Below are 24,999 nucleotides of genomic sequence, written 5' to 3'. Positions count from 1 at the left end.
TTTATGTTGTATTGTATCTTTATTAATTTTTCAAATATGAATGGATAGCATCATGAATTTACATGAATACCAAGCGAAACAATTGTTTCAGCAGTATGATATCCCAGTACCAGTTAGTTATATATGCACTGCAATACATGAAGCTGAAAACGCAGCTTCAAAAATTGGTTTAGCACCTTGGGTAGCAAAATGTCAAGTACATGCAGGTGGTCGTGGCAAAGCAGGTGGTGTGAAAATTGTTAAGAATCAACAAGAACTTTATAAATTTTGTGAAAATTGGTTAGGTAAACGTCTGATCACTTATCAAACTAATACTGTTGGTCAGTTAGTAAATAAGATATTAGTTGAATCAGTAACAGATATTGAGCAGGAATTGTACCTTGGTGCAGTTATCGATTGTAGCACACGTCGTGTAATTTTGATGGCTTCAGTTAAAGGCGGAGTTGAAATTGAAAAAGTAGCGGAAGAAACTCCGCATTTAATTCATAAAACAGTGCTCGATCCATTAACAGGTGTGCAATTATATCAGGGAAGAGCAATGGCCTTGAAATTGGGTTTAACTACACATCAACAAATAATCAAATTCTCTAATATATTTAATAAATTAGCCATTATGTTTTTAGAATGTGATCTTATGATGGCAGAAATAAACCCTTTGGTCTCTACGAAAAAAGGTGATTTAATATGTCTTGATGGTAAATTAAGTGTGGATGAAAATGCGTTATTTCGTCAGCCTAAATTACATACAATGTTTGATGTCAGTCAACAAGATCCACGTGAAGCTCACGCAATGCTGTTAGATCTTCATTATGTCGCACTAAAAGGCAATATCGGTTGTATGGTTAATGGTGCTGGTTTAGCAATGGGTACGATGGATATGATAAAATATTATGGTGGTCAACCAGCCAATTTTCTCGATGTTGGCGGTAGTACAACTAAAGAGCGCGTTACTGAAGCTTTTAAGATCATCATGTCTGATCATACTGTAAAAGCAGTATTTATTAATATTTTCGGTGGTATTGTGCGTTGTGATCTAATTGCAGAAGGTATCATTGTTGCAGTAAATGAAATCAGCATTAATGTACCGATAGTAGTACGTTTAGAAGGTAATAAGGCTGAAATAGGGACTAAAAAATTGGAAAATAGCGGTCTAAATATCATTGCTTGTACTAATCTAAGACATGCTGTGCAAAGTGTCGTCATAGCGGCTCAGGCAGGCAAATAATGTCTATTTTAATTGATAAAAATACCAAAGTAATTTGCCAAGGTTTTAGTGGTAACCAAGGCACTTTTCATTCTAAACAAGCGTTAGCTTACGGTACAAAGTTAGTTGGTGGTGTAACGCCTGGTAAAGGTGGTACTAGTCACCTAGGTCTACCTATATTTAATACTGTTCGCGAAGCTATAGAAGTGACTGGCGCAACCGCTACAGTGATATATGTTCCTGCACCCTTCTGCAAAGATAGCATTCTAGAAGCAATTGATGCAAGAATGAAGTTAATTATTACTATTACAGAAGGTATACCAATACTTGATATGCTAATTACGAAGATAAAATTAGATGAAACAGGTGTAAGAATGATTGGTCCAAATTGTCCTGGTGTAATAACACCAGGACAATGTAAAATTGGTATTATGCCAGGCCATATTCATCAAGTTGGTAGTATTGGTATTGTATCGCGTTCAGGTACTTTAACCTATGAAGCAGTTAAACAAATCACAGATATGGGTTATGGTCAGTCAACATGTGTAGGTATTGGAGGTGACCCAATTTTAGGTTCTAATTTTATTGATATTTTAAAGATGTTTCAAAATGACACACAAACTAAAGTAATTGTAATGATTGGTGAAATTGGTGGTAGTTCAGAACAGGAAGCAGCTGAATTTATCAAAAAACACATCACTAAACCTGTTGTTAGCTATATTGCTGGTGTAACTGCACCGAAAGGAAAACGTATGGGTCATGCAGGTGCTATTATTTCAGGGATACAAGGCACTGCCGAGGAAAAATTTTCTGCTCTTGAAGAAGCTGGTGTAAAAACTGTTCATAATTTATGTGATATTGGAACAGCAGTCAAAGAAATAATGTTATTCCATGAATCATCTAAATTTTAACTATTTTAATGTTAAATAGGTTTAACCTTTTAATCATATAAAATAGGATGTATCCAGAATTTATTCAACTTAATCAATAACTGCATTATTAGAACTTAATATGCTTTTATTATCTATACCTATATTTTTTGATTTGCATGATTACTACTTTTGCCAAGTACTAACATCAGAAATGATAAACCTTGAATGAAAATCTTTTTTTGAATATGATCTAATATTTTGATTTATTTAGATCAACTTAACGAGAATAGACTATTTTGGATATCTAGTCTGACAAAAGCCAGTTTATCTATCATCTGATGTTGATAACATTGTTCGATGAAATATAATTAACAAAAGTAATTTTTAATCTTTCAGATAGTGAAATAAAAATTGTAATTGTTAGCATGAATAATACATCTACAACTCAATTTTGACTTTTGATTTTATTATTGTCAGTTGATTTTGTGATAAAGTTTCAATAGTTACTTATGTCAATATTTTTAGTTTTATGCACATTGACCTATTAATAAAATTAGAAAAAAAGTAAAATTTACTCTAATTAATTTATCTACATCATATTAAAAAGGCCAAGTGCTAAAATAAACTCAGTGGTGCTAAAAAATATTATACTTAGTTTTTATAGAATTTATTCATCTTAAATATGTTAATCGAAATAGGTCAGTAAAACTAAAATTAACGAGATGAGTTATACGTATAATTGTTAATTGTCAACTAAAATTTTTAGAAAACTACATTTCTTTTCTTAGTGCCATTATTTAAATTAGAAGGTATATTAGTTTGTTAGCAAAACATAGGATGTGTCGTATTTATTGCACATAGTTTTTTCTATGCTAGATGTAAAACATATTATAGTGTCAATAACAGTTCCTAATTTCGACGACAAACATTTTTATTGCTATTAATTTATTCAAAGTTATTGTTGACATTATAGCTGTTATCCTTTTCTAAGACAACGTGTGGATAACTCACAATAAAGCTATTACAATTTTGTAGAAGAATGTATAATTGTTTTCATATTATCATTAAATCTTATAAATTAAGCAGATCACATGGCAGTAAATTAAGATGGTTTAAAATAGTGAGAATATTTAGACGTAGCATCATTATATTGCATGAAAAATTAATATAATGCTATTACTCGATGCAGTTGTGCATACTTGTATTGATATTTATAACTATTATTCTAAATATTACACACAGTATAAAGTGAATTTACCAAAATCTCATAAATCAAATACCGATTTTAAAAATCGTCATCTAGCTATAATTATTAAAATAATATCTATAGAATGGTAGAGGTTGGTCATTAATAGATATCGTATAAAACACTAGCGATATAATTTAAAATGCCTATCTGCTGGATTGCCGTTACAAAAATCATGCCATATGATCGATGAAATGATTCTAGTAGTTCATATACTATATAAAATTCATGTAATTAACTATCGATTAATAACGGAGCTAACTTATAAAAAATTCAAAAACTGATATTATTTTAATCGTTTTCTGAATGCATATTTCTGAGAAAAATCATGATAAATTCAATATAAAAATTAATAAGTTAAAACAATAATGGGTAATCATAATTTTTGATAGAGTAGTAGGTCATTAAAAAGGTAACTATTGAAAGTTTCATTGTAAGATAATATTAAGTATTATGTAATTAAAAGAAAAAAACAGAAAACATAAAAAAATCACAATTTTTAAAAATTAATTTTTAAAAATTTTCAACAAAAAATTACTTATATGTAGTAGTAATAAAAGACTAACTAAACATTCAGTAAATTTTAGAGATCACAATTAACAAAAAAATAAAGTTGAAGTTTATAGTTTATAAAAAACATTAATGAAGACAAAAAATGTAAAATATTAAACAAATTATGGATGATCTTGAGTCAACATACCTGTAAAAATTTACTTAACTCCTTTTTAAAGATAAAAAAATTAATATGTCATGTAACTAAGTGGTAGTGGTATATTATAATAAAAATTATAAATATCAATCTTATATACTTAATGCAATCTCAATGAGTTCTTAGCTTAGAAAAATTGCTATCACAATTCAATAACAACTCTATAATACGGATGTTTATCGAAGTAAGAACTGTAATTTACATAGCAAGTTATCTGAATATTTTCTATTTTATGAAAATAAAACTAGAAAAAGAAATGCAGCATTCAATATAATGAATACACTTTGTTATTGCAATGGCTAAGAAATTAAAATTCCAAAACTAGCTTTATAAAAAGTGAAAATTTTTTTGGTAATGCACTAATGCTTTCTAGGTAAAGTAAAATAAATTCAACTAGATTATGATTATTAGATTGTATAATTACTTATTAAAATTTTCTATCATTATAGTGTGGAATACAAACCAAAGAATGAATCAAGTAGATGCTCCTATGTGATTTTGAGTTATTGTTTTATTATGGCTTGTACGTAATTATGAAAAGTACACATGCAAATCTTTTAATTGCTGTAGTATCATTTCAGTCGATAATCCAATGAAGCAATATACAAAATATCTCAAATATTATTTCAAATAAATTATATGATTTAACAAATTTTGTACAATCAATATTAGTAATGTACCAAAAAACCGAATAAAAAAGCACATGATCACACCTACTGTTTAGAATGAATTAAGTTTTTATAAATAGTCCTGATTCAAGTCATTGTGTAAAGTTTATTATAAATTAATAAATATTGGTATTAATAGAAGCAATATATTGATACTAAATATCTATTAAAATCACCGAGAAATGATTTTAGTATCTGCATAATACTATTAACAATGAAGTATTTGAAAAATGAATAGATATTGAACTAGCATCATGCGTGCATACCTATGGTTGATATAGTAAAACAAATAATACTCAAAACGTTACCGTATGAATTGCGTTATCGATTATGATAGTGAAAATCTACATAATTCATTATTCTATAAAACCCACCATATTGTCTCAGATTGATCTACGGATATTAAAAAGATTACCATACTTACCTTTAAATGAAAAAATTTGCATTAATATTAGTAAGTAATAGAAACATTAATTGACAATTCAATACCTCAGGTTTTTAATCTCCTTTGTTATACATACATAGTAAAGCAGTATTTTAACTACAGAGTCGTAAATTATGATTAGTACTATCGAACACTAGTAGTTTAAATATATATACCATATCTTTAATTTCAGATCAGATGCATCAACTTATTAAAGGTTATACAATAAATAGTACTAATCCTCTTAGTGCATAATAGTAATTTTTGGTATATATTTTTGATCGATCTTATGCACTTCAAAGTTATATCATTAATTATTGTGGTTGTATTTTAATGTATTTAGTTAAATAAGAAAATCAAGATACTAATTTTTGTTGATATCGAAAATCATGATGATAATTGACATAAAAAAAGATTTAAGATTTTTTTAAAAAAAATCTACAAACAGTATTAATTCAAAGAGTAAATGACACTCTTTAAAATAAGACTCCAAGTCTTTCTGCTAATATTAATGGTAATTTATAGCGATACGAAAAATAATGTCTATTTTAAATTTTTTCAACGAATGGGGGAGTTTCAAGTATTTATTGCTTACAATATACAAGATGTTAAATTTCTTGTTTAGTCGCTATATTCACAATGAATAGGGTAAAATATATAAATAAACAAATATTAAGGACTATAATAGTAGCCATACAGTTTATTAACTGAGGGTTTATAGTTCAAATTAAGAGTAGTAGAATTGATTAAATTAAAATGCATCTCCATGCAGGTATTTACAATTGTGCTTTTTCTCAGAATAATAATGCTGTTCTTCAGTAAAAAATACTTTTTAATAAAATGCAAAAAAATATTATTTATTTCGGTCTGAACAAATATGATCTACAATCTAATTACCCTAAAATTCTATAGACATGTACTTTTAGTGCGTAACAATTCATTTTATAAAGATATTATTCTCATACATATGAATGCGGTATTTAAATATGCTTACTTTAAGTTGCATGCTAATAGAGTTAACGTATTAATATAGTTCAGATATATAGATAGAGTTAAGGTTAATTAGCGATTAAATATCTGTAGTATCATATGGGAAATAAAGATCTGCTGTAATATGCCTGCATGATCAAATAAATACTAAAAATCGACGTTCTGTAATCATTTAATAACGAGTATTATATGTTTAATCATGATGTTAGACTGAATTTTTTAAGATTATTTTTGATGATTGTTATATTAATTTTTGGCAATACTAGAGCTCAAGCAATAGAGAGTAATATTGATAGAGACTCAATTAAGCAACGTCTTAATATTCTTGAACATGTTTTTGATTCAGCAACTTCGTTGTTACAGAAATTACATCAAAAAAGTATTAAAAATGGAAGTGATATCGAGATATTACGTGAAGAAATCCAACAAAATCGTTATGAACTAAATCAAATCATTATTCAGCAAAAAAGAATCTGCCAACAAATAAATACTTTAAATAATCTTACTAGTAAAATGGATCAAAGACCTGGTCAAGATAATAGAAACCTGATAATAGAAAAGACTAAAGACTTAGTTTGTAGTAATAATCGTACTATGGATTCATTATTAAAAATTAATAGTGCAAGCAGTCGTTATGATACAGCTATTAATCGGATTGTGAATAAAAAATAATATGAGGATACAATTGATTATTTAAAGAAATGGATTAAAAATTATCCGCATTCTGCTTATCAGGCAGATTCAAATTATTAGCTCGGTCAATTGTTGTTCAATAAAGGTCATAACGAAGATTCCGATTATTATTTTTCTACTATAGTAATAAAAAAATATCCTAAATCTTCTAAGGTTTGTGAATGTGTATTTAATATTGCTTTAATAAAGCAACATAAGCAAGATACTCAAAAAGCTAAGGCAGCATGTCAGGAAGTCATTAAAAGATTTCCTAAGAGCGAATTCGCTAAGTTATCCTATAAATCTCTTGATAGATTATGCATAATATACGAAAAAGAGGGATAGAACGATCATATGAATTGATTTACGTAATTCAATTTTACCTAAACTTAAAAAAATATAAAAATAAAGGTTGCATGAAAGTGATCAAATTCGTATCCTATAGTTTATATTGTAGTTGGTGAATAATTCAACTAAACTAGTATAGTTTCTTAAAAAGGGTCGTTAGCTCAGTTGGTAGAGCAGTTGACTTTTAATCAATTGGTCGCAGGTTCGAATCCTGCACGACCCACTATTGCATTATTAAAAATGTATAGGTAGTTATAGAAACGTTACTATTGTATATAAATAGTATTACTAATTATTATTATCTAACTTGTAATCCTTCCCTTTATTTAACCTAAGTTTCTGAATAACATTCAGTGAGTTTATAAATTTACTTTATTATTTATTGTAAATAAACAGCAATCTAGTTGAGTTCTCTCTTTAAAAAGAAATTTGCGTAAATTTTACTTACAGCTCTTTTTACTAACAAAAAAAATATTACTGTTTATATTAAAAAAATTTTTTTATTTTTTTAGAAAAAATTTGAAATATTATTCAGATAAGAATTGGTAAAATTAATTTCATTTAATGTATTAATTACTAATATTTAAAATGTTAACAAATTCTATTATGCTTTGCATAATAGAATTTATCTTTCTGATAAAAATATCATTATTTATTCTTTAAAGAATTTTAGTGTAATGATTTAACTTTAATTTTTAAATTTAATTAATGTTAATGTATACAATTTACCAGAATAGTTTTAATAATTAAATTAAAAATCAATAAGGTTTGACGAAACATTGAATATAATGTTTAAAATAAAAAAATATGTTTAGATGATTTAGATATTTTATTTTAGCTTTAAGGTAATATGATTGTTTTTGTACTACTTTATTTTTTAATTGAATAATATTTGCAATAATACAACGAGAGCTGTCTCATGAACTTGACTTTCGATTTTAAAAGTATAAATCGTCACTTTCCACCAAAACCAATATCTATTAGCACAGAAGAGAAAGCTTACTGGCGCAATAAAATTAAAGTACTATTAAAAAAGAAAAATGCCGTAATTATAGCTCACTACTACACTGATCCCGATATTCAATCATTAGCTGAAGAAACTGGTGGATGTGTTGCAGATTCTTTGGAAATGGCACGTTTCGGTAGTATGCATTCGGCTCCTAACCTATTGGTAGCAGGCGTACGTTTCATGGGCGAAACAGCAAAAATACTTAGTCCCGAAAAAACCGTTCTAATGTCAACTTTAAATGCTGAATGTTCCCTTGATTTAGGTTGTCCAATCAATGAATTTAGTCGATTTTGTGATATGCATGCCGATCGCACTGTAGTGGTTTATGCTAATACTTCAGTAGCTGTCAAGGGACGTGCTGATTGGATAGTTACATCTAGCATTGCTGTTAAATTAATCGAGTATCTTGATAGTATTGGAAAAAAGATTATATGGGCACCAGATCGTCATCTTGGCAATTATATTCAAAAAAAAACAGGAGCAGACATATTGTCTTGGCAGGGAGCATGCATTGTACATGAAGAATTTAAAATCCAAGCATTGAAACGCATGAAAAAACTGTATCCAAAAGCAGCCGTTTTAGCGCACCCAGAATCACCACAAGGTATTATTGATCTTGCAAACATAGTAGGATCTACTAGCCAACTAATTCAAGCAGCAAAATCTTTGTCCCATCCACAACTTATTATAGCCACTGATCAAGGTATTTTTTACAAAATGCAGAAGGTAGTACCAGATAAAAAATTGCTAGCAGCACCTACCATGGGAGAAGGAGCTACTTGCCGCAGTTGTGCGCACTGCCCCTGGATGGCTATGAATAATTTAAAAGATATGGCAAATGGATTGGAACATGGTGGCAATGCACATGAAGTTCATGTTGATGCAGCATTATGCAAGGCAGCATTACTACCCCTAAATCGCATGCTCTCTTTCACACAATCATTAACAATGAGGTAATAACACTATAATTTAATAAAATTCAAAATTTATTTATCATTAGTTATGAATTAATGTTGATGTTCTTTTAAAGACCTCGCAATAATAAATTTACATTATTAAGAAAAAATTAATATTTTATACGTATTAATGTAATATGCTTGCACAAAAAGGGTAACTAAAAATATAGACGAGAATTCTGTCGTTTTATAAAAATGATTAAATCATAATAAATATAAGTTATTGTATTTTAATTTAATTCCGTAATATTAATATATCAATACTATTATTATTAATAATATTTATTTATTATCCTGTAAATAGTAATGTGTAATTGGTTTAAAATTTTCATCAAATTCATAAATCCATGGCATGCCGGTTGGAATATCCAATTGTACGATATCCGTTTCGCTGATATTACTGATATATTTTATCAATGCGCGCAATGAATTACCATGTGCAACAATGATTACCTGTTCACCTTGTTTAATACGTGGTAAAATGCTACCATTCCATAATGGAATGATTCGATCAACAGTCATAGCTAGACTTTCTGAAGTTGGTAATTCTGTATCGGTTAGTCTTTGATAACGAATATCATATTTTGGAAAACAGTCATCATTTCGATCCATATGGGGAGGTACACAATGAAAGCTACGGCGCCATCTTTTTACCTGATTTTCTCCATATTTAGCAATTGTGTCTGCTTTATTTAAACCTTGTAGCGCGCCATAGTGACGTTCATTTAAACGCCAAGTTTTCTCAACCGGTATCCAGGTCTGATCTAGTTCGTATAATATATTCCATAAAGTATGAATAGCGCGTTTAAGAACAGAAGTATAAGCATAATGAAAATGCATGCCTTCCTTTTTAAGCAAATTACCAACATTTTTAGCTTCAATACAACCTTTATCAGATAGATCTACATCATGCCATCCAGTAAAGCGTCCTTCTTTATTCCAACAGCTTTCACCGTGCCTCACAATAACCAGTTTATTTATAGACATGTATATACTCCATATTATTAAATAATTAACATACAAATAATAAAATTTACTATTTAGAATACATTATATCCTTGTTATGTTCATGTTGTATCTATCTATAAAGAAAAAAATAAAATGTAAGGAAAATGCATGAAGCAAGTCGTATATATTGCTAGTCCGGAGAGCAATCAAGTATATGCCTGGACATTACATAAAGATGGAACATTAATATTATTACAAATATTAAATTTTAATGGTCAAATACAACCAATGGTAGTAAGTCCAACGAAAGATTTTTTATATATGGGTATGCGTCCAAATTTTTGCGTATTAACTTACCGTATTGCGGATGATGGAACTTTGAGCTTAGTTAGTGAGGCAGCATTGCCAGGAAGTCCAACATATATTTCTACCGATCGTCAAGGAAAATATTTATTTTGTAGTTCTTATAATGATTGCTGTCTTAGTGTTAATCCTATTGATCATAATGGATTACCACAATTACCCATTCAAGTAATTAGAAATTTACTAGGATGCCATTCAGTGCAAATTAATCCTACTAATCAAAAGTTGTTTGTCCCAGCACTTAAGGAAGATCGAATTTACATGTTTCAATTAAATTCAAATGGTATGTTGCTATCGGAAAAACAAAAATATTTAAGTGCAATAAAAGGTTCTGGTCCACGTCATATAGTTTTCCATCCAAACGGTAATTATGTTTATTGCATACATGAATTAGATAGCACGGTAACTGTATGGCGTGTAAATAATTTAGATAAATACGTTGAATGTATACAGAGAATAGATATGATGCCAAAAAACTTTCATATTTGTTGGGCATCAGATATACATATTACTCCAAACGGAAAATTTCTTTATACTTGTGATCGTACTAACAATATTATTACTACATTTCGCATTCTCAAAGATGGAGCAATGTTAGTAATAATTGGTTTACAATTAACAGAAATGCAACCTCGTGGTTTTAACATTGATAAAACAGGACAGTATCTCTTATTAGCGGGACAGAAATCGAACCATGTTCAAGTATACAAAATTAAGAAATGTGGTTTACTCACTCCGATAATGCGTTACTTTGTAGGAAAAGGACCAATGTGGATTGTTATACATGAACTAAAAAATAACTTGTTACAGTAAATATTTATATCTTTAAGGATAAATTACAGTAATAGACGCACTTTCCAATTTATTGAAGTGTACATTGAAAGCAACCATTGCTCCACTAGAGTTATTGTCTACCGCTATTTTATCTACATTTAATGCATGTACGGTAAAAATATAACGATGTGATTCACCTTTTGGTGGCGCAGCACCATCGTATCTCGACTGTCCAAAATCAGTTCGTGTTTGGATAGCACCCTTTGGAAGAAGAGATGAGTTAGAACTGCAATTTTGTAATAAAAAATTAATTTTACAGGGAATATTTGCTACTATCCAGTGCCACCAACCACAACCTGTTGGTGCATCAGGATCATAACAAGTTACAACAAAACTTTGAGTATTTATTGGAACATGATTCCATGCCAAATGAGGTGATACATTTTGACCTGTGTAGCCCATGCCTTTAAAGACGTGCCGTTCTGGCATTTTTTCCCCATCATTGAAGTCATTGCTAAATAAAATCATTCTATCTACCTTTTACAACAAAAACTATATACTTAATATTATCATAAATCGCAGTAAAATGTATATGTTTATATAATTAAAATTTGGCATTGAACATGTTTTTAATATTAACCAGTGATCTTCGATACAATTTTAGTTAATTCTGTAATTTCATTCAAGAACAGTAATGAAATTAAGATCATCATGTTAGGTAAATAAATTTACCTAACTGATTAATTCATAAATGAAATTCTATAAAAAATGTTTTAATACAAGGTCATTTTTCTTTACAGTAAGATAGATTGAAGTTAATTCGCATATGTTTTAAACTGAAGAATGGTTACGCAATGCAATCAATCAAAATCATTGTAAAATTGATGTTCAATGCGAAAAACTGATTTTAAATAATATGCTTCATTAATAATGGTTAGGTTTCTATGATTTCTGAAACACACTAGAGGATTATTGATAAAACTCTGATGTGTTACTATAATTTCAAATAAAGCTAGTGTTATTTTGTTGATAATCATTAAAAACTACAATGATAGCAGCGTGCTCGCGCTAATTTTAAATCATGTAAATCATAGAACAGTAGCAATTTGGCCTTTTATACAATCGGCTCTAAGAAAGAGTATACTGCTACTAAAATAGTACTCTTCGCCTAAATAAGAAAAGTTGTTCTCATTCCACATGTCATTGAATGCACCGTTTGTAATGTGTTGACAAAACAATATTCAGGTACATAACAGCAATGGTTATGCATAGATTTTTAAAATTACTGATTTATACTGCTGAAACAGAATAACTATTATATCTGAAGATCTGAATGTCAAATATTTCTATTTCATTTACAAAATCTTGATAACCAAATGTTATAATATAATTTTTATAGACACTTCAAATGCAATTGAATCACAGTTATAAAGAAATACTGCTTTCAAACATTTCAGTGTGATTGTAAAAAACTTACAGCTTAAAGATACTGCTCATGGATGTAATACCTTCAAACATTATATGCACATTTTGTTAATGATAATTGCAGTGCTGCATTTAGACAAGAGTAATTATTACCATATATAGCTCAGCCTATTATCATAACATACTATGTATAAATTCACGTTCCTGTACTAGTCGTAGTCTATCTCTATTAGATGCTACTAAAGCATAAAATGATTGTGCAGTATGTGCGAAAGTATATAGTATGTCAGATCTACTCATGATTAAATTATAGATCATTTTAATAAACATTAATATCTTTATTAAAATTATTGAGTTACCATTATAATGGTATTTACTGTTATAATAAATCTTTTTTCATCGAATAAGTCTATCAATCATATTTTGGACATAGAATAAATCTAAAAGTTAATTAATAAATCTTTTATTAAATGAATGTTTAAAGATATTGCCAATATTTTTGTATTGTAAACTACACATGAATACGTTATTTTAAATAAAAAAAGTCGGTCTTGAAAAAGATAAATATATTCCAAAAAAATTCGTTATTTTACCAATATTCAGATGGAGAAATATATGTGAGTAGAAGCAGCAGCACTATAAAGGTTCACAATGGATGATAGAAGCAGTTTTTGTATAGGTTCGTTCAATATGGCAAAATTTAGCTAAACATAATATGATACCTTGTATAAATTACCTAAAGTAGGAATCAATATTTGTTGTATAAGTAACAATTGGTTTGACTTAAATAATGCAATACCATGCAAAAAATTTAGTACAATTAGCTAATTTACTTATATATTCTAGAAATATACTAATGAATATGTTGGTAAATATTAACAATGCTCCGTTTTGAATGAAATTGACATTTAACTATTTGATCTTATCATAATAATAACACTTTTATGCATGATCTCTAACTAAGTTCCATTTTTCTACTAGTCTTGATAAAATAGTTGAATTAATGTAAATAATGTATTTTATTGCCTTTGCAAACTCTATTTTTACAATCACAAATTACTAACTGTAAACAAACCTAATAAAATTACCATGTGCACAGCTAATTATTTTATTTTCTACCAATTAAGAAGATTATTTATGATACTAAAGAACTTAAATAAACTAGACTATTGAACTGATGATTAATATGCGTTATATTAGCACTGTTTATGTCAACTTGACTTTATAAAATTACCTTAGCAGCAAAGCAATATTACAATATTATAGCGATGATTATACTTTCATGAAATCAATATATTAAAATTATCAATCCATGTAAAGGAAATGCATTAAAAGCTAATATGCAGCTCAGATTATTCTGATAGTCTCGGTTTTTAGTACTACAGCGGTTAAATGGCTAAAACTAGACTGTATTAATCATATCATACTATGCTAATTTCTCAAACTATACAAAAATACCATTATATTTATAAGCAGCTTCATAATTTCATTTAGCCCATATTGTAAAGCACATTCATTCATCTATATACTTTTTTAAGTAGCATTGCTTATCTCACCGAACAAATTCAATTTTAAAAATGCAGACATATATTAAATTACTATAATAATATCGATTCACTTTACTCACTAGATCTCTAATTAGTTAATGAACTATCTCTTTTCAGACAAGAAATCATATTATATAACGCTGTATGTTTTATAAACATACAAGTCAAATAAATCATATTTACTATCTTAAAATGGATATCTAAATTCTTGCATATATGTAATGTATACACTTAAGTTTTCTTTAAAAAAATTTATATGTAAGTCCTATCACATCAATCAACAGAATTTTATCATCAAAATTTATTTTACTAAGATTATTCCATAGCACATTGATCACTTAGAAGCTTATTATTTCGATTTCTTATTACTATGATGTAGTATAATTACATTTCTTTATAATAAATTTATAACTTGATATCACAATTATTCACGCTATACTTATTCTAAGTATATAAAATTTATTGTTTTAAAATAAAAAGTTATTAAAATTTTATATATTGTAAATACTTATAATTATGCGATTATTAATGTATTAAATATTTTACAGAATGAAACGATTATCTTGTCATTAGAAAATTTAGTTAACAGTAAACCATCATAATAAAAATATTAGTACAGTAAATAATTATCAAAGATGTAACCTGACAATTTCTTCAGGAGGAACAGTAAAATCATGAGTAAAGTTTTTAAACTCAATTCCTCTTTCCAACCTGCAGGAGACCAACCTAAAGCTATTAACACTTTGAAAGAAAAATTGAAACATGGAGTATCTCATCTAACATTATTAGGAGTTACTGGATCCGGCAAGACTTTTACCATCGCTAATGTTATTGCAGATCTTAACAGGCCGGCAATACTGATAGCACCAAATAAAACATTAGCAGCACAGTTGTATGGTGAAATGAAAGAATTTTTTCCAGAAAATGCAGTAGAATTTTTTGTTTCTTATTATGATTACTATCAACCTGAAGCATATCTTCCAAGTTCCGACACTTTTATTGAAAAAGATACTGCCGTTAACGAACATATTGAGCAAATGCGTTTGTCAGCTACTAAAGCAATACTCGAACGTCGTGACGTTATTATAATAGCATCTGTTTCAGCAATTTATGGTCTAGGTGATCCAAAACTTTATTTTAAGATGATCCTACATCTATCGCATGGTATGATTATTGATCAACGTACCATTTTAGGCCATTTAGCTGAATTGCAATATGTGCGCAATGATCAATCTTTCAAACGAGGTATGTTTCGTGTACGTGGGGAAGTGATTGATATTTTTCCTGCCGAATTAGATGCAGTTGCATTGCGTATTGAATTATTTGATGATCAGGTACAACGTTTATCATTATTCGATCCCTTCACGGGTCAGTTAAAATCATTGATTGCACGTTTTACTATTTATCCTAAAAATAATTATGTAACACCGCGGGTATATATGTTACAAGCAATACAAAAAATCAAAGAAGATCTTCAAATACGTTGCGATGAATTTAGAAAAAGTAATAAGTTTTTAGAAGCCCAGCGTATCAAACAACGCACACAATTCGATTTAGAAATGATGCAAGAAATTGGTTATTGCTCAGGCATTGAAAATTATTCTTGTTATTTTTCTAAACGGCACGCTAATCAACCACCACCAACTTTATTAGATTATTTACCGTCTGATGGTCTTTTAGTAATAGATGAATCACATGTTACAATTCCACAAATTTTTGGCATGTATCGTGGCGATCGTGCACGTAAAGAAACATTAGTAGAACATGGTTTTCGTTTACCATCAGCATTAGATAACCGTCCTTTGCGATTTGAAGAATTTGAAGCATTATCGCTACAAACTATTTATATTTCTGCTACACCGGGCAATTATGAACTTAAAAAATCTGATGGTCAAGTAATTAATCAAATTGTACGTCCTACAGGACTGCTCGATCCTATTTTAGAAATTCGTCCAATTTTAACACAGGTAGACGATTTAATTTCAGAAATTAGTGAACGAGTTCAATTTAATGAACGTATATTAGTAACTACCATGACCAAACGTATGGCTGAAAATCTTACTGAATATCTTGAAGAAAATGGTAAAAAAGTACGTTATTTACATTCAGATATTGATACTGTAGAACGTGTAGAGATAATTCGAGATTTTCGTATAGGTAAATTTGATGTATTAGTAGGAATTAACCTTCTTCGTGAAGGTTTAGATATACCAGAAGTTTCACTAGTAGCAATATTAGATGCAGACAAAGAAGGTTTTTTGAGATCTGAGCGTTCTTTGATTCAAACAATTGGTCGTGCAGCACGTAATGTAAAGGGAAAGGCTATTCTTTATGCGGATAGCGTTACACCATCCATGTTTCGTGCTATTTCAGAAACTGAACGACGTCGAAAAAAACAGAAACAATATAACCAAAAACATGGTCTAATACCAAAAGGTATTAAAAAAAACATTACTGATATTCTTAAGTGCGGTAATAATATAATAAAATCACGCACTAAGAGAATACAGTGCTTATTCGATATGCCAGAAACAGCAATTAATTATCTAACATTTACACCACAGGTAATACAAAAAAAAATTCGCCAATTAGAACAAAAAATGCAAAAACATGCGAAAAATTTAGAATTTGAAGAAGCAGCACGAATTCGTGATCAATTGTATAAGTTACGTAGCACTATGATTCAAAATACTTAAAAATTTTATAACTATAGCAGTAGTAAAAATTTTTTCCGATAAATTCAAATTCAAATTACATTGATAATTTGAATTTGAATTTATCGTTTGGTACTCTTTAATTGAAAGATATTCTGATATTAGAATTAATGATGTATTTACTCTTATTAAATTATTTATGACATTGATTGATTTGAGTAGATTCTTACTAAGATAATTCAATTTTTCAAAATTAAGTTATCTAAATTATAATAAACTAGCTCTATCAAAAAAAATTTTCAAATAATATAATCAATATTTAATTAAATAATTAAAAAGTTAATGAAGTTTACAAATCATTTTAGTTAATATTTTTTTCTGAACGTCTAATTATGCCAGTATAACTTCAATTATAAGTGATAGTTGCCTACCTAATTAGATGTCATTATAATCATACTATTGCAGACATAATGTATTCGAGTAAATTGTGACTACTCAGTACTACAGAACGCATGTTTCCTATACTTTAAGCTTTCAATCATCATTTCTCTTTAGCATACATATTGTAATTTTATCATATATGAAATGTATCTTTATGATGGATATATTATACATACGATTTATTTCTTAAAATTTAAAAAAAACGGCCCTGATTTTAATAATTTCGTTTATAAACGTTACAAAAAATATTTTTACTAAAATTGATTAACTACAGCATATACGTTATATATGTATTTATTTTCGTGAAATAACATACATAATTCAGAAAAAATGTAAAAATTTTATTTTCCTAAAAATTAGATTCTAATGCTCTGTTGTATTTCATGCTGTACATTGAAGTTATACATTGAGATATAATACTAATTTTTACTATAATATTATTATTTTATCGATTTACAATTTATATAATACAAATAATATTATATTCATTTGTACTAGCTAATTAATTTATTCTACTAATATAGTCGGTAGTGAATTATAATTTTCAACAGGTTATGGATAAGATCTATCACTTTAAATGAAAATCATCTAAGGCTATTTGGCTAATTAAATAATGTTATCTAATTAATTATTATTAAAATAAACAATTTTCAAAGTTGTAAAGATGATTTTTGATTGTAAATTTTAAAATAATTTTTTGTATATAAAAATGAATGTTATTTGATTAGATTACAATTAATAAAAAGTTATAGAGATATATGTGGTGTTGTTAACATATATATTGGTTAATAAACATAACATAGTATTCAACGTAAATATTTTAAAATTAAAACATGATTAGATTATCTTAAATAGAAAATTGGATAGACAAAAAATTTATCTATTTTACTAATTCTTACTTTTTATAAAATTAAAGTGGAAATTATTTATCCTATAATTAACTTTTCTAAATTAACAGAAATAAACGAAAAACAATATCAAAGTATAATTTTTGTCAATTATTTACATAATAATTCAGAATATTATTCGATGAATATTTCATTCATAAGCTTATTTACCAAAAGACAATATGATAAACTGGATTTGTAAAAAATATTAGTAAATTAACAGATGTAAAGGGAGCAATAATATGATTAGAGTACTTTTTTTCTCACGTGTGCGCGAATTAACTGGTGTCAGTATTTTAGACATAGCACTAGAATATAATAATGTTATTGAGTTAAGAAAAGCGTTATCTCAAAAAAGTAAAAATTGGGCTATAGCTTTGGAAGCTAGCGAAGTACTAGTATCCGTCAATCAGACACTTGTACCAATGTGCCATCCTCTTCAAGAAGGTGATGAAATAGCATTTTTTCCGCCAGTAACTGGGGGTTAAATATGGACACGCGTATTTGGATTAGTTCTGAACCGTTTAATATCTCTCAAGAATATAAACTATTATCATCTAATAATAGCGATGGTGCGGTAGTAACTTTTATTGGTAAAGTACGTAGCTACAATTTAGGTAGTAGTGTTTTCACCTTAACCCTAGAACATTATGCATCAATGGCAGAGAAAGAACTGGAATCAATAGTAGCAAATGCACGCAAGCGATGGACATTGAAAAAAGTTACAGTAATTCATAGAATTGGAAAGTTTATTCCTGGTGATGATATCTTATTTGTTGGTTTAAGTAGCGCTCATCGAAGTAGTGCTTTTATAGCTATTCAATTTATTGTTGATTATCTTAAAATGTATGCGCCATTTTGGAAATATGAAACAACCGTTGACGGCGGTCGTTGGCTTGATGTAAATCATAGCGATCAGCAATCTTTAGAACGTTGGCAGCAATAATATATTAATATAATACTGTGATTAATTAATATTTAAATTGTTTTTTCTAAAACACTGTTGTATTTTCATTACAAATCACTGTGTGATTATCTTAAAGATAAGTTTTGATGATTATGATTTCAAAATGATTATTAACTAATGCAGTTGAGTTATATATTAATAAAACACTACTTATTTTTGATATATATTTTATAGTATATAAAAGGAATATAAGAAATCACGATATGCTACTGTTTATAGAAAGTAATATGATCGATATAGTAGCATATTCTCTAGCTAATTTAACATGTTGTATATCTACACATATAAAGTAACTATATATAATATATTTAAAATTTTATTCGTTTTCTCATACTGTACGAAATTATCAAATTAAATCATATAGGTCGGAAATTATTTAACCATTTAAATCAATAAATATTTTGATAAAAGGTCAAAAATCTGTAATATAAAATTATAGATGTATAATTATACGACAAATCTGGTAAAAGTTTTTTCATAAAACATCTCATTCATTATTGAATATAATAGGAAAATAAAGTGAAATGGTTTAATTTAATTTATATTATTACAGGAAAAACTTGTTTATATTTGTCAATTCGTTTATCGGTAATTATAGCATTTATTATAGGTTGGAAAAATAATTTGCTATTTGAGGTAGGTATTACATTAGTATTAACATATATTATAGTTTTTATAATTATGATTATTTCACAATACAATATCCGTCTTCGTCGCATTAATGATTCTTTAGAAGAAGTCACTACTAATTACTATTTTAGTACAGCTATGTTAATATTATTCTTGATATCTCGTTTTATTCACAACTATGCACTGATTTCTTTCTTTGGATTAGTCATGTTACTAGGACCAACTTTGTTTTCAATTTTTGTTAAAACAACCAATTCATATATTGAACACCATTAAAAAAGAGAATAAAAATTCTTGTAAGAATATACCGAAAATTAGTTTAACGGTTTATTCTAGATCAATTTATGGAAGTTTCTTTTTTAATTTCAGTAATTGTAAATGAGAAATTTAAATAATAGTTTAAAATTTGATTTGCTTTTATTGCTATTACATTTATATAACACACATCATAAATATTATTTATTTTAAATAATTTATTACCTTTCTATATGAACAACTGCTTTTTAGGAAAGATAGTTATATATAATAATAGTAATTATATATAACTATCTAAATATATTAAATTTTAAATTTATTTAAATTAGCTGTTAAAAAAGTAAGCATCATAATAAATAATGTGCTGAAACACATAACGAATTATTTAGCGATTATAGTGATGATTACAATAACGAATAATATAGCGTATTATCAAAAAAATTATTATCCCTATACCTAGCCAAAGAAAGTAGTTAAAATGTTTATCTAACTTATATAAGTAAGGTAATATCAGTTCTCCAGAAAAATATCCTAGTGTAACAAAAATCAATGACCATAATGCTGCACCAATTACATTAAGTATAAAAAATCGCAATGGTTTAAGTCGGCTAGTGCCAATAATAATTGGTCCCAATATCCGAAATCCATACATAAAACGCACACCAATAATAAAAAGACTCGGCCATTTTCGAATAAGCCCGTTTACTTTAGTTATAGTATGATGATATTTGCTAAAACGGCGTAAAATGCATGTACCGAAACGATAACCAAGCCAAAATAGCAGTTGATCACCAATAATCCCACCAATCATTGCAGCTAACACAACACCTTTAAAGCGCAGCAGACCTTCATGTACGGCCAAACCACCTAATAGTAGGAAAGTCTCCCCTTCGGTAATGCATCCAATTAAGAGTGACAAATAACCGTAATGGCTTATTAGTCCATTTAAATAAAGGTGCAACTCATTTTTCTCCATATGATAGTCGCAACATAGCGGGTTTTTTTAAATTAATATCTCAAAAAAAATAATAAATCTCTTCTAATCTTAGTAGAAGTCACCTGTATTAGTCATCTTTTATCTTACTAGCTTACATAGCATATTTATTTAGGAGTGATTATATGCATTATATATGGAATTTATTCGTACATCCTACTAAAAAAATACGGGAAATTAAGCAAATAAACGAAAGTGTTATGCATCATTATACTTATTGTATGTTATTAATGGCAGCGATACCGGTAATTTGTACTTTTATTGGTACAACACAGTATGGTTGGAGTTTAGCAGATGGACAATATGTAAAAATTGCATTGATAACTGCTCTTATTTTAGGAATAATTTTTTACCTAATCATTTTAGGTGGTATCGCTTTAATGGGTCAACTAATTTACCGCATGGCATTAAAATATTATCCTAATCCTCCTAAATTGCAACAATGCAATATATTTATAAGCTATGTGGCTACACCGTTATTGCTTAGTGGATTAATAGCCTTATATCCTTTAGTATGGTTATGTTTATTAGTGGGGTCAATAGGTCTAGTACATACTGGGTATTTATTATATATTGGCATTCCAATATTTTTAAACATTGATCGTGTAGAAAGTTTACGTTTTTCTGGTTCTACGTTAGCTATTGGAATTTTGATACTTGAAATATTGCTAGGTTTAACTATTTTATTATGGGGATATGGACCTAAATTATTTTGAGTAATAACTTTAATGACTGAGTTTTTAAAACGAATAAAATTTACTCTATTTATTGATTAAATTTCTAAAGTGTAAATTTTGAGTTTAAAAAAATTTTCTTATTCAAGATTTTATGAAAGTATTACATGATATAATACCTTGATAAAATATTATAGTTATTCTTATATAAAAGAATAACATATTGTTTCCTTTAATATTTATAAAATTACACACTAAATCGGTATGTTGCTTTATGTTAATAAGCAAGAATTGATATATAAAAATTGTGATTATTAGATAAATATTAAAAATATAAACTATTTAAAATAGCATTTATACCATGTTATGTTAGATATGCTTGTTATTTTCATATGTTTCAAAAGCAAAATTATAGATATTGTCTTAAGCAAAGATATATATTTGTTAATGTATGTAATAAAGAATATATTAATCATTTATTAACATATTGATAATTATTATAAATCAGTGATGGTGCATATTAAGGACAGCATACAATTGATAACTTAGGAAGTCTATAATGCAAATAAAAAAAATAATTAAAAAAATTGGTTGTAAGTACAATCGGGTACGTGATCTTGATTATAATACAGCTGTTATGATTTATAGTTCGATTTTAGCTGGTGAAATAGCAGATTTAGAGTTGGGAAGTATTTTAATGTCATTTCGCATTAAGAGTGAAAGCGTAGAAGAAATACGCGGATTTTATTATGCGATGCAACAACATGTAATACAATTACAAGCACCACTAAACCGACCTATGCCGATTATCATTCCTAGTTATAACGGTGCACGTCGCCAAGCAAATCTAACACCTTTGCTGGCTTTATTATTAGTAAAACTAGGTTTTCCTGTACTACTACACGGCATTAAAAGTGATCCCTCACGAATTACTACAAACGCAGTATTAGCAGAATTGGGTATTAAGGAAGTAAGCGGAGTAGAAGAAATGCAATTACTATTAAATCAAGGACAATTAGTATTCATTAGTATTGATCGTCTTTGTAAGCCTATAGCTAATCAGTTACTTTTACGTTGGCGTATGGGTGTACGTAATAGTGCACATACACTAGTAAAATTAGTGAATCCTTTTAGCGAGCATGCTGCTTTGCGCATTACCAGTGTTTCTCATCTAATATATATCTCTCGAATAACAAAGTTTCTTCAGTCTATAGAAGCAAGTGCTATTTTGCTTATTGGGACAGAAGGAGAAGTATATGCCAATCCATTATGTTGTTCAAAAATGAACATTATTCAAGGTACTAGTCCTATATCAGCTGTCTTGTGTAAATATGAACCGGCATTACCAGTCACGCTTCCGAAAAGTAAAAGTCCACGTGATACAGCTATCTGGGTTAAAGAGGTTATAAACGGTGAACACATGGTACCGCAATCATTGCGTATGCAGTTAGCATGCTGTTTACTTGCGTCTGGAGAATCAAAAACTTTAGAACAGGCACAAGCACATTTAAAACATGTAGGTATTTGATAATATAGTTTATATTTTTAATTTTATATGTAAAAAAAATATTTTTAATGAAATCTTTGTACGTTATAATAACTGTATACTTCATAATTGTGTATTTAAGATACATGTAAATCTTATGCTAAATTAATCATTAATACATTCAGAAGTAATATGATTAAATAATCTGAACAACACTATAAGTTACGTTCAGAAATATTTCAAATGAAATAGAATATCTATTTTTTTTAAATAAATTTTTTAAATTTAAATCTCAAAGTATAATATTATATAATTAATAAAATGTTGATCAGATTGATATATAATGTTATTGAAAACCAAAATCACATAGATATTGACATGGCAGTAGTTTAAGCAATATAGGAAAATTTAATGAATATAAGGTAATATAATTAAATTTTTAGTAAAATAGCAATAAAAATAATACAATTGGATGAGTTATTTAGATCAATAGGTTAAAAATTTCAAGTTAGATATAATAACATAGTTTTTAATTTTTAGATATCAAGATAAGATATACACAATTATGTTACTTTAATTTTACTATGATGTTTGCATATCGTTATGATAAGTGTGCTATCTTACTAAAGAACAATCTTAACATCTCTAGTAATAATATTAATGATATAGATTAAATTTAATTAATATGCATATTTTCCTATACATATGAGGAATGTTTTGAAAAAGACGTTTATACTGGTCTATTATTGATAGTAATAGAAATATCAAGCTTATGCATTTAGATTTATTATCATCTCTAATGTAGACATATGATTATTTATGAAAATTTCATTTATATATTAACTGCATTTTTTTCCAATACTTTATTATATTTAACATGAAATTTGCATATATGATAAATCTTAAAACATTACTGCATTTTAGCAAAAAAGACAGCTAGCTAATTTATCATAATGTAATTCGTTTTCAATGACAAATATAGTGTTATTGATGCTTTTTAAACAATATCTGATAATTTTATAGTAAAAAATTTTTATTATTATTTAAAAATAATTTTCAAAGAAAACAAAAACTATTATTATACATGTTTTGTCAGACTAATTACAATATAGAAATTCATAAGTATTATATAATTACATTATCCTGGCATATTGAAATTTGACATTTTTTTTAAAACATAAAATTAGAGAACAGATTAGTACTATGAAGTCTCGTATTCACTAAATTAATATGAATTTAATACCTAATCAGAATTTCTGAATACCAGGTTAAATAATTTAATAATAAGTATTTTACTAAAAAAATTACTATATAAACATAACATGTCTTATAACCGAAGAGGACAAATAACAAGATCAATAAAACATTGCAAGTACAACATACTGAAATAACCAATATATATGATATGCAATATTTTAATACATATAATTTTGTATATTTAATTTCAAAAATATAAAAAAAAATACTTTTTTTAAAAATTACTATAAGTTAAGCAAAATATTGATTTGTAATTATAATTTAAAGTATGTAAATTATACAATTATCTTTTATAATTAACTATATTAGTTGATATAATATGATAGGTAGAAATTCAGTGATTAAGGAGGTACAACTAAAATTACAATATATCTTACTAGCTAGTAAATTAATTTTAATAAGTTTAATTAAGTAAAAAATGTAAGAGAATTGTAATAATTTCATTAAAGAGTTTTGTTAAACTAAGATTTTAATAAAGAAAAAATTATTTTTAATCAAATAAAGGAATGAATTAAATTTGATAAATTTTCTTTATGTAATCATTATAGTTATGAAAACATATATATAAATAGAATTTCTTACTGCTGATTTTTTATTCT

The 24,999-nt window shown here is 27.5% G+C and carries 15 protein-coding genes and 1 tRNA gene; 13 read left to right on the top strand and 3 right to left on the bottom strand.

Annotated elements, in window-relative coordinates:
• The first annotated feature begins 52 nt into the window (after positions 1–52).
• The 6 genes from sucC to nadA all read left to right on the top strand — a co-directional run bounded on the left by sucC (position 53) and on the right by nadA (position 9,099).
• Complete coding sequence (sucC, locus tag BMSBPS_RS01900; protein ID WP_022564739.1) at positions 53–1,225, top strand: ADP-forming succinate--CoA ligase subunit beta; 1,173 nt, start codon at positions 53–55, stop codon at positions 1,223–1,225.
• Entirely contained in the window at positions 1,225–2,115 is an 891-nt protein-coding gene (gene sucD, locus BMSBPS_RS01895) for a succinate--CoA ligase subunit alpha (protein WP_022564738.1), read from the top strand. The genes sucC and sucD overlap by 1 nt, the downstream gene beginning before the upstream one ends.
• Before the next feature lie 4,232 nt (positions 2,116–6,347).
• A complete protein-coding gene (locus tag BMSBPS_RS01890; RefSeq protein ID WP_044170033.1) occupies positions 6,348–6,785 on the top strand; it encodes a tol-pal system YbgF family protein in 438 nt (145 codons plus the stop codon).
• Positions 6,786–6,875: 90 nt separating this feature from the next.
• On the top strand, positions 6,876–7,130 hold the full coding sequence (locus BMSBPS_RS04805) for a tetratricopeptide repeat protein (protein ID WP_022564735.1): 255 nt from the start codon (positions 6,876–6,878) through the stop codon (positions 7,128–7,130).
• 153 nt (positions 7,131–7,283) lie between these two features.
• Positions 7,284–7,356: transfer RNA gene (locus tag BMSBPS_RS01880), tRNA-Lys, on the top strand.
• A gap of 696 nt (positions 7,357–8,052) precedes the next feature.
• Positions 8,053–9,099, top strand: coding sequence for a quinolinate synthase NadA (gene nadA / locus BMSBPS_RS01875; protein WP_022564734.1), 1,047 nt, complete (start codon positions 8,053–8,055; stop codon positions 9,097–9,099).
• A gap of 281 nt (positions 9,100–9,380) precedes the next feature.
• Here nadA and gpmA read toward each other — a convergent pair whose 3' ends face one another.
• Entirely contained in the window at positions 9,381–10,085 is a 705-nt protein-coding gene (gene gpmA / locus BMSBPS_RS01870; protein WP_022564733.1) for a 2,3-diphosphoglycerate-dependent phosphoglycerate mutase, read from the bottom strand.
• Between the two features lie 129 nt (positions 10,086–10,214).
• On the opposite strand from gpmA, the gene pgl reads away from it, so the two are divergent.
• Positions 10,215–11,222, top strand: coding sequence for a 6-phosphogluconolactonase (gene pgl, locus BMSBPS_RS01865; RefSeq protein WP_022564732.1), 1,008 nt, complete (start codon positions 10,215–10,217; stop codon positions 11,220–11,222).
• A 12-nt stretch (positions 11,223–11,234) separates the two neighbouring features.
• Here the strand turns inward: pgl and BMSBPS_RS01860 are convergent, their stop codons facing one another.
• A complete protein-coding gene (locus tag BMSBPS_RS01860; RefSeq protein ID WP_044170029.1) occupies positions 11,235–11,711 on the bottom strand; it encodes a kinase inhibitor in 477 nt (158 codons plus the stop codon).
• Between the two features lie 3,118 nt (positions 11,712–14,829).
• Between BMSBPS_RS01860 and uvrB the strand changes: the two genes are divergently transcribed.
• The 4 genes from uvrB to BMSBPS_RS01840 all read left to right on the top strand — a co-directional run bounded on the left by uvrB (position 14,830) and on the right by BMSBPS_RS01840 (position 20,010).
• Entirely contained in the window at positions 14,830–16,851 is a 2,022-nt protein-coding gene (gene uvrB, locus BMSBPS_RS01855; protein ID WP_022564729.1) for an excinuclease ABC subunit UvrB, read from the top strand.
• Between the two features lie 1,528 nt (positions 16,852–18,379).
• Positions 18,380–18,625, top strand: a complete 246-nt coding sequence (gene moaD, locus BMSBPS_RS01850) for a molybdopterin synthase sulfur carrier subunit (protein ID WP_022564728.1) — start codon at positions 18,380–18,382, stop codon at positions 18,623–18,625.
• 2 nt (positions 18,626–18,627) lie between these two features.
• Complete coding sequence (gene moaE / locus BMSBPS_RS01845; protein ID WP_022564727.1) at positions 18,628–19,083, top strand: molybdopterin synthase catalytic subunit MoaE; 456 nt, start codon at positions 18,628–18,630, stop codon at positions 19,081–19,083.
• A 540-nt stretch (positions 19,084–19,623) separates the two neighbouring features.
• Positions 19,624–20,010: a YbhQ family protein gene (locus tag BMSBPS_RS01840; RefSeq protein WP_022564726.1), complete on the top strand. Its 387-nt coding sequence runs from the start codon at positions 19,624–19,626 to the stop codon at positions 20,008–20,010.
• 364 nt (positions 20,011–20,374) lie between these two features.
• Here BMSBPS_RS01840 and BMSBPS_RS01835 read toward each other — a convergent pair whose 3' ends face one another.
• The gene (locus BMSBPS_RS01835; protein ID WP_046201123.1) at positions 20,375–20,950 is read right to left on the bottom strand and encodes a DedA family protein; all 576 of its coding nucleotides are present in this window, start codon (positions 20,948–20,950) and stop codon (positions 20,375–20,377) included.
• Between the two features lie 158 nt (positions 20,951–21,108).
• Here BMSBPS_RS01835 and BMSBPS_RS01830 point away from each other — a divergent pair, with 158 nt between their 5' ends.
• The gene (locus BMSBPS_RS01830; RefSeq protein ID WP_022564724.1) at positions 21,109–21,699 is read left to right on the top strand and encodes a Yip1 family protein; all 591 of its coding nucleotides are present in this window, start codon (positions 21,109–21,111) and stop codon (positions 21,697–21,699) included.
• A gap of 517 nt (positions 21,700–22,216) precedes the next feature.
• The gene (gene ybiB / locus BMSBPS_RS01825) at positions 22,217–23,185 is read left to right on the top strand and encodes a DNA-binding protein YbiB (RefSeq protein WP_022564723.1); all 969 of its coding nucleotides are present in this window, start codon (positions 22,217–22,219) and stop codon (positions 23,183–23,185) included.
• Positions 23,186–24,999: the final 1,814 nt, after the last annotated feature.

The organism is Candidatus Pantoea carbekii (assembly GCF_000971765.1).
Taxonomy (GTDB): Bacteria; Pseudomonadota; Gammaproteobacteria; order Enterobacterales; family Enterobacteriaceae; genus Pantoea_A; species Pantoea_A carbekii.
The sequence above is the reverse complement of the archived record's forward strand: the minus strand, read 5'-3'. Positions and strand labels throughout refer to the sequence as shown.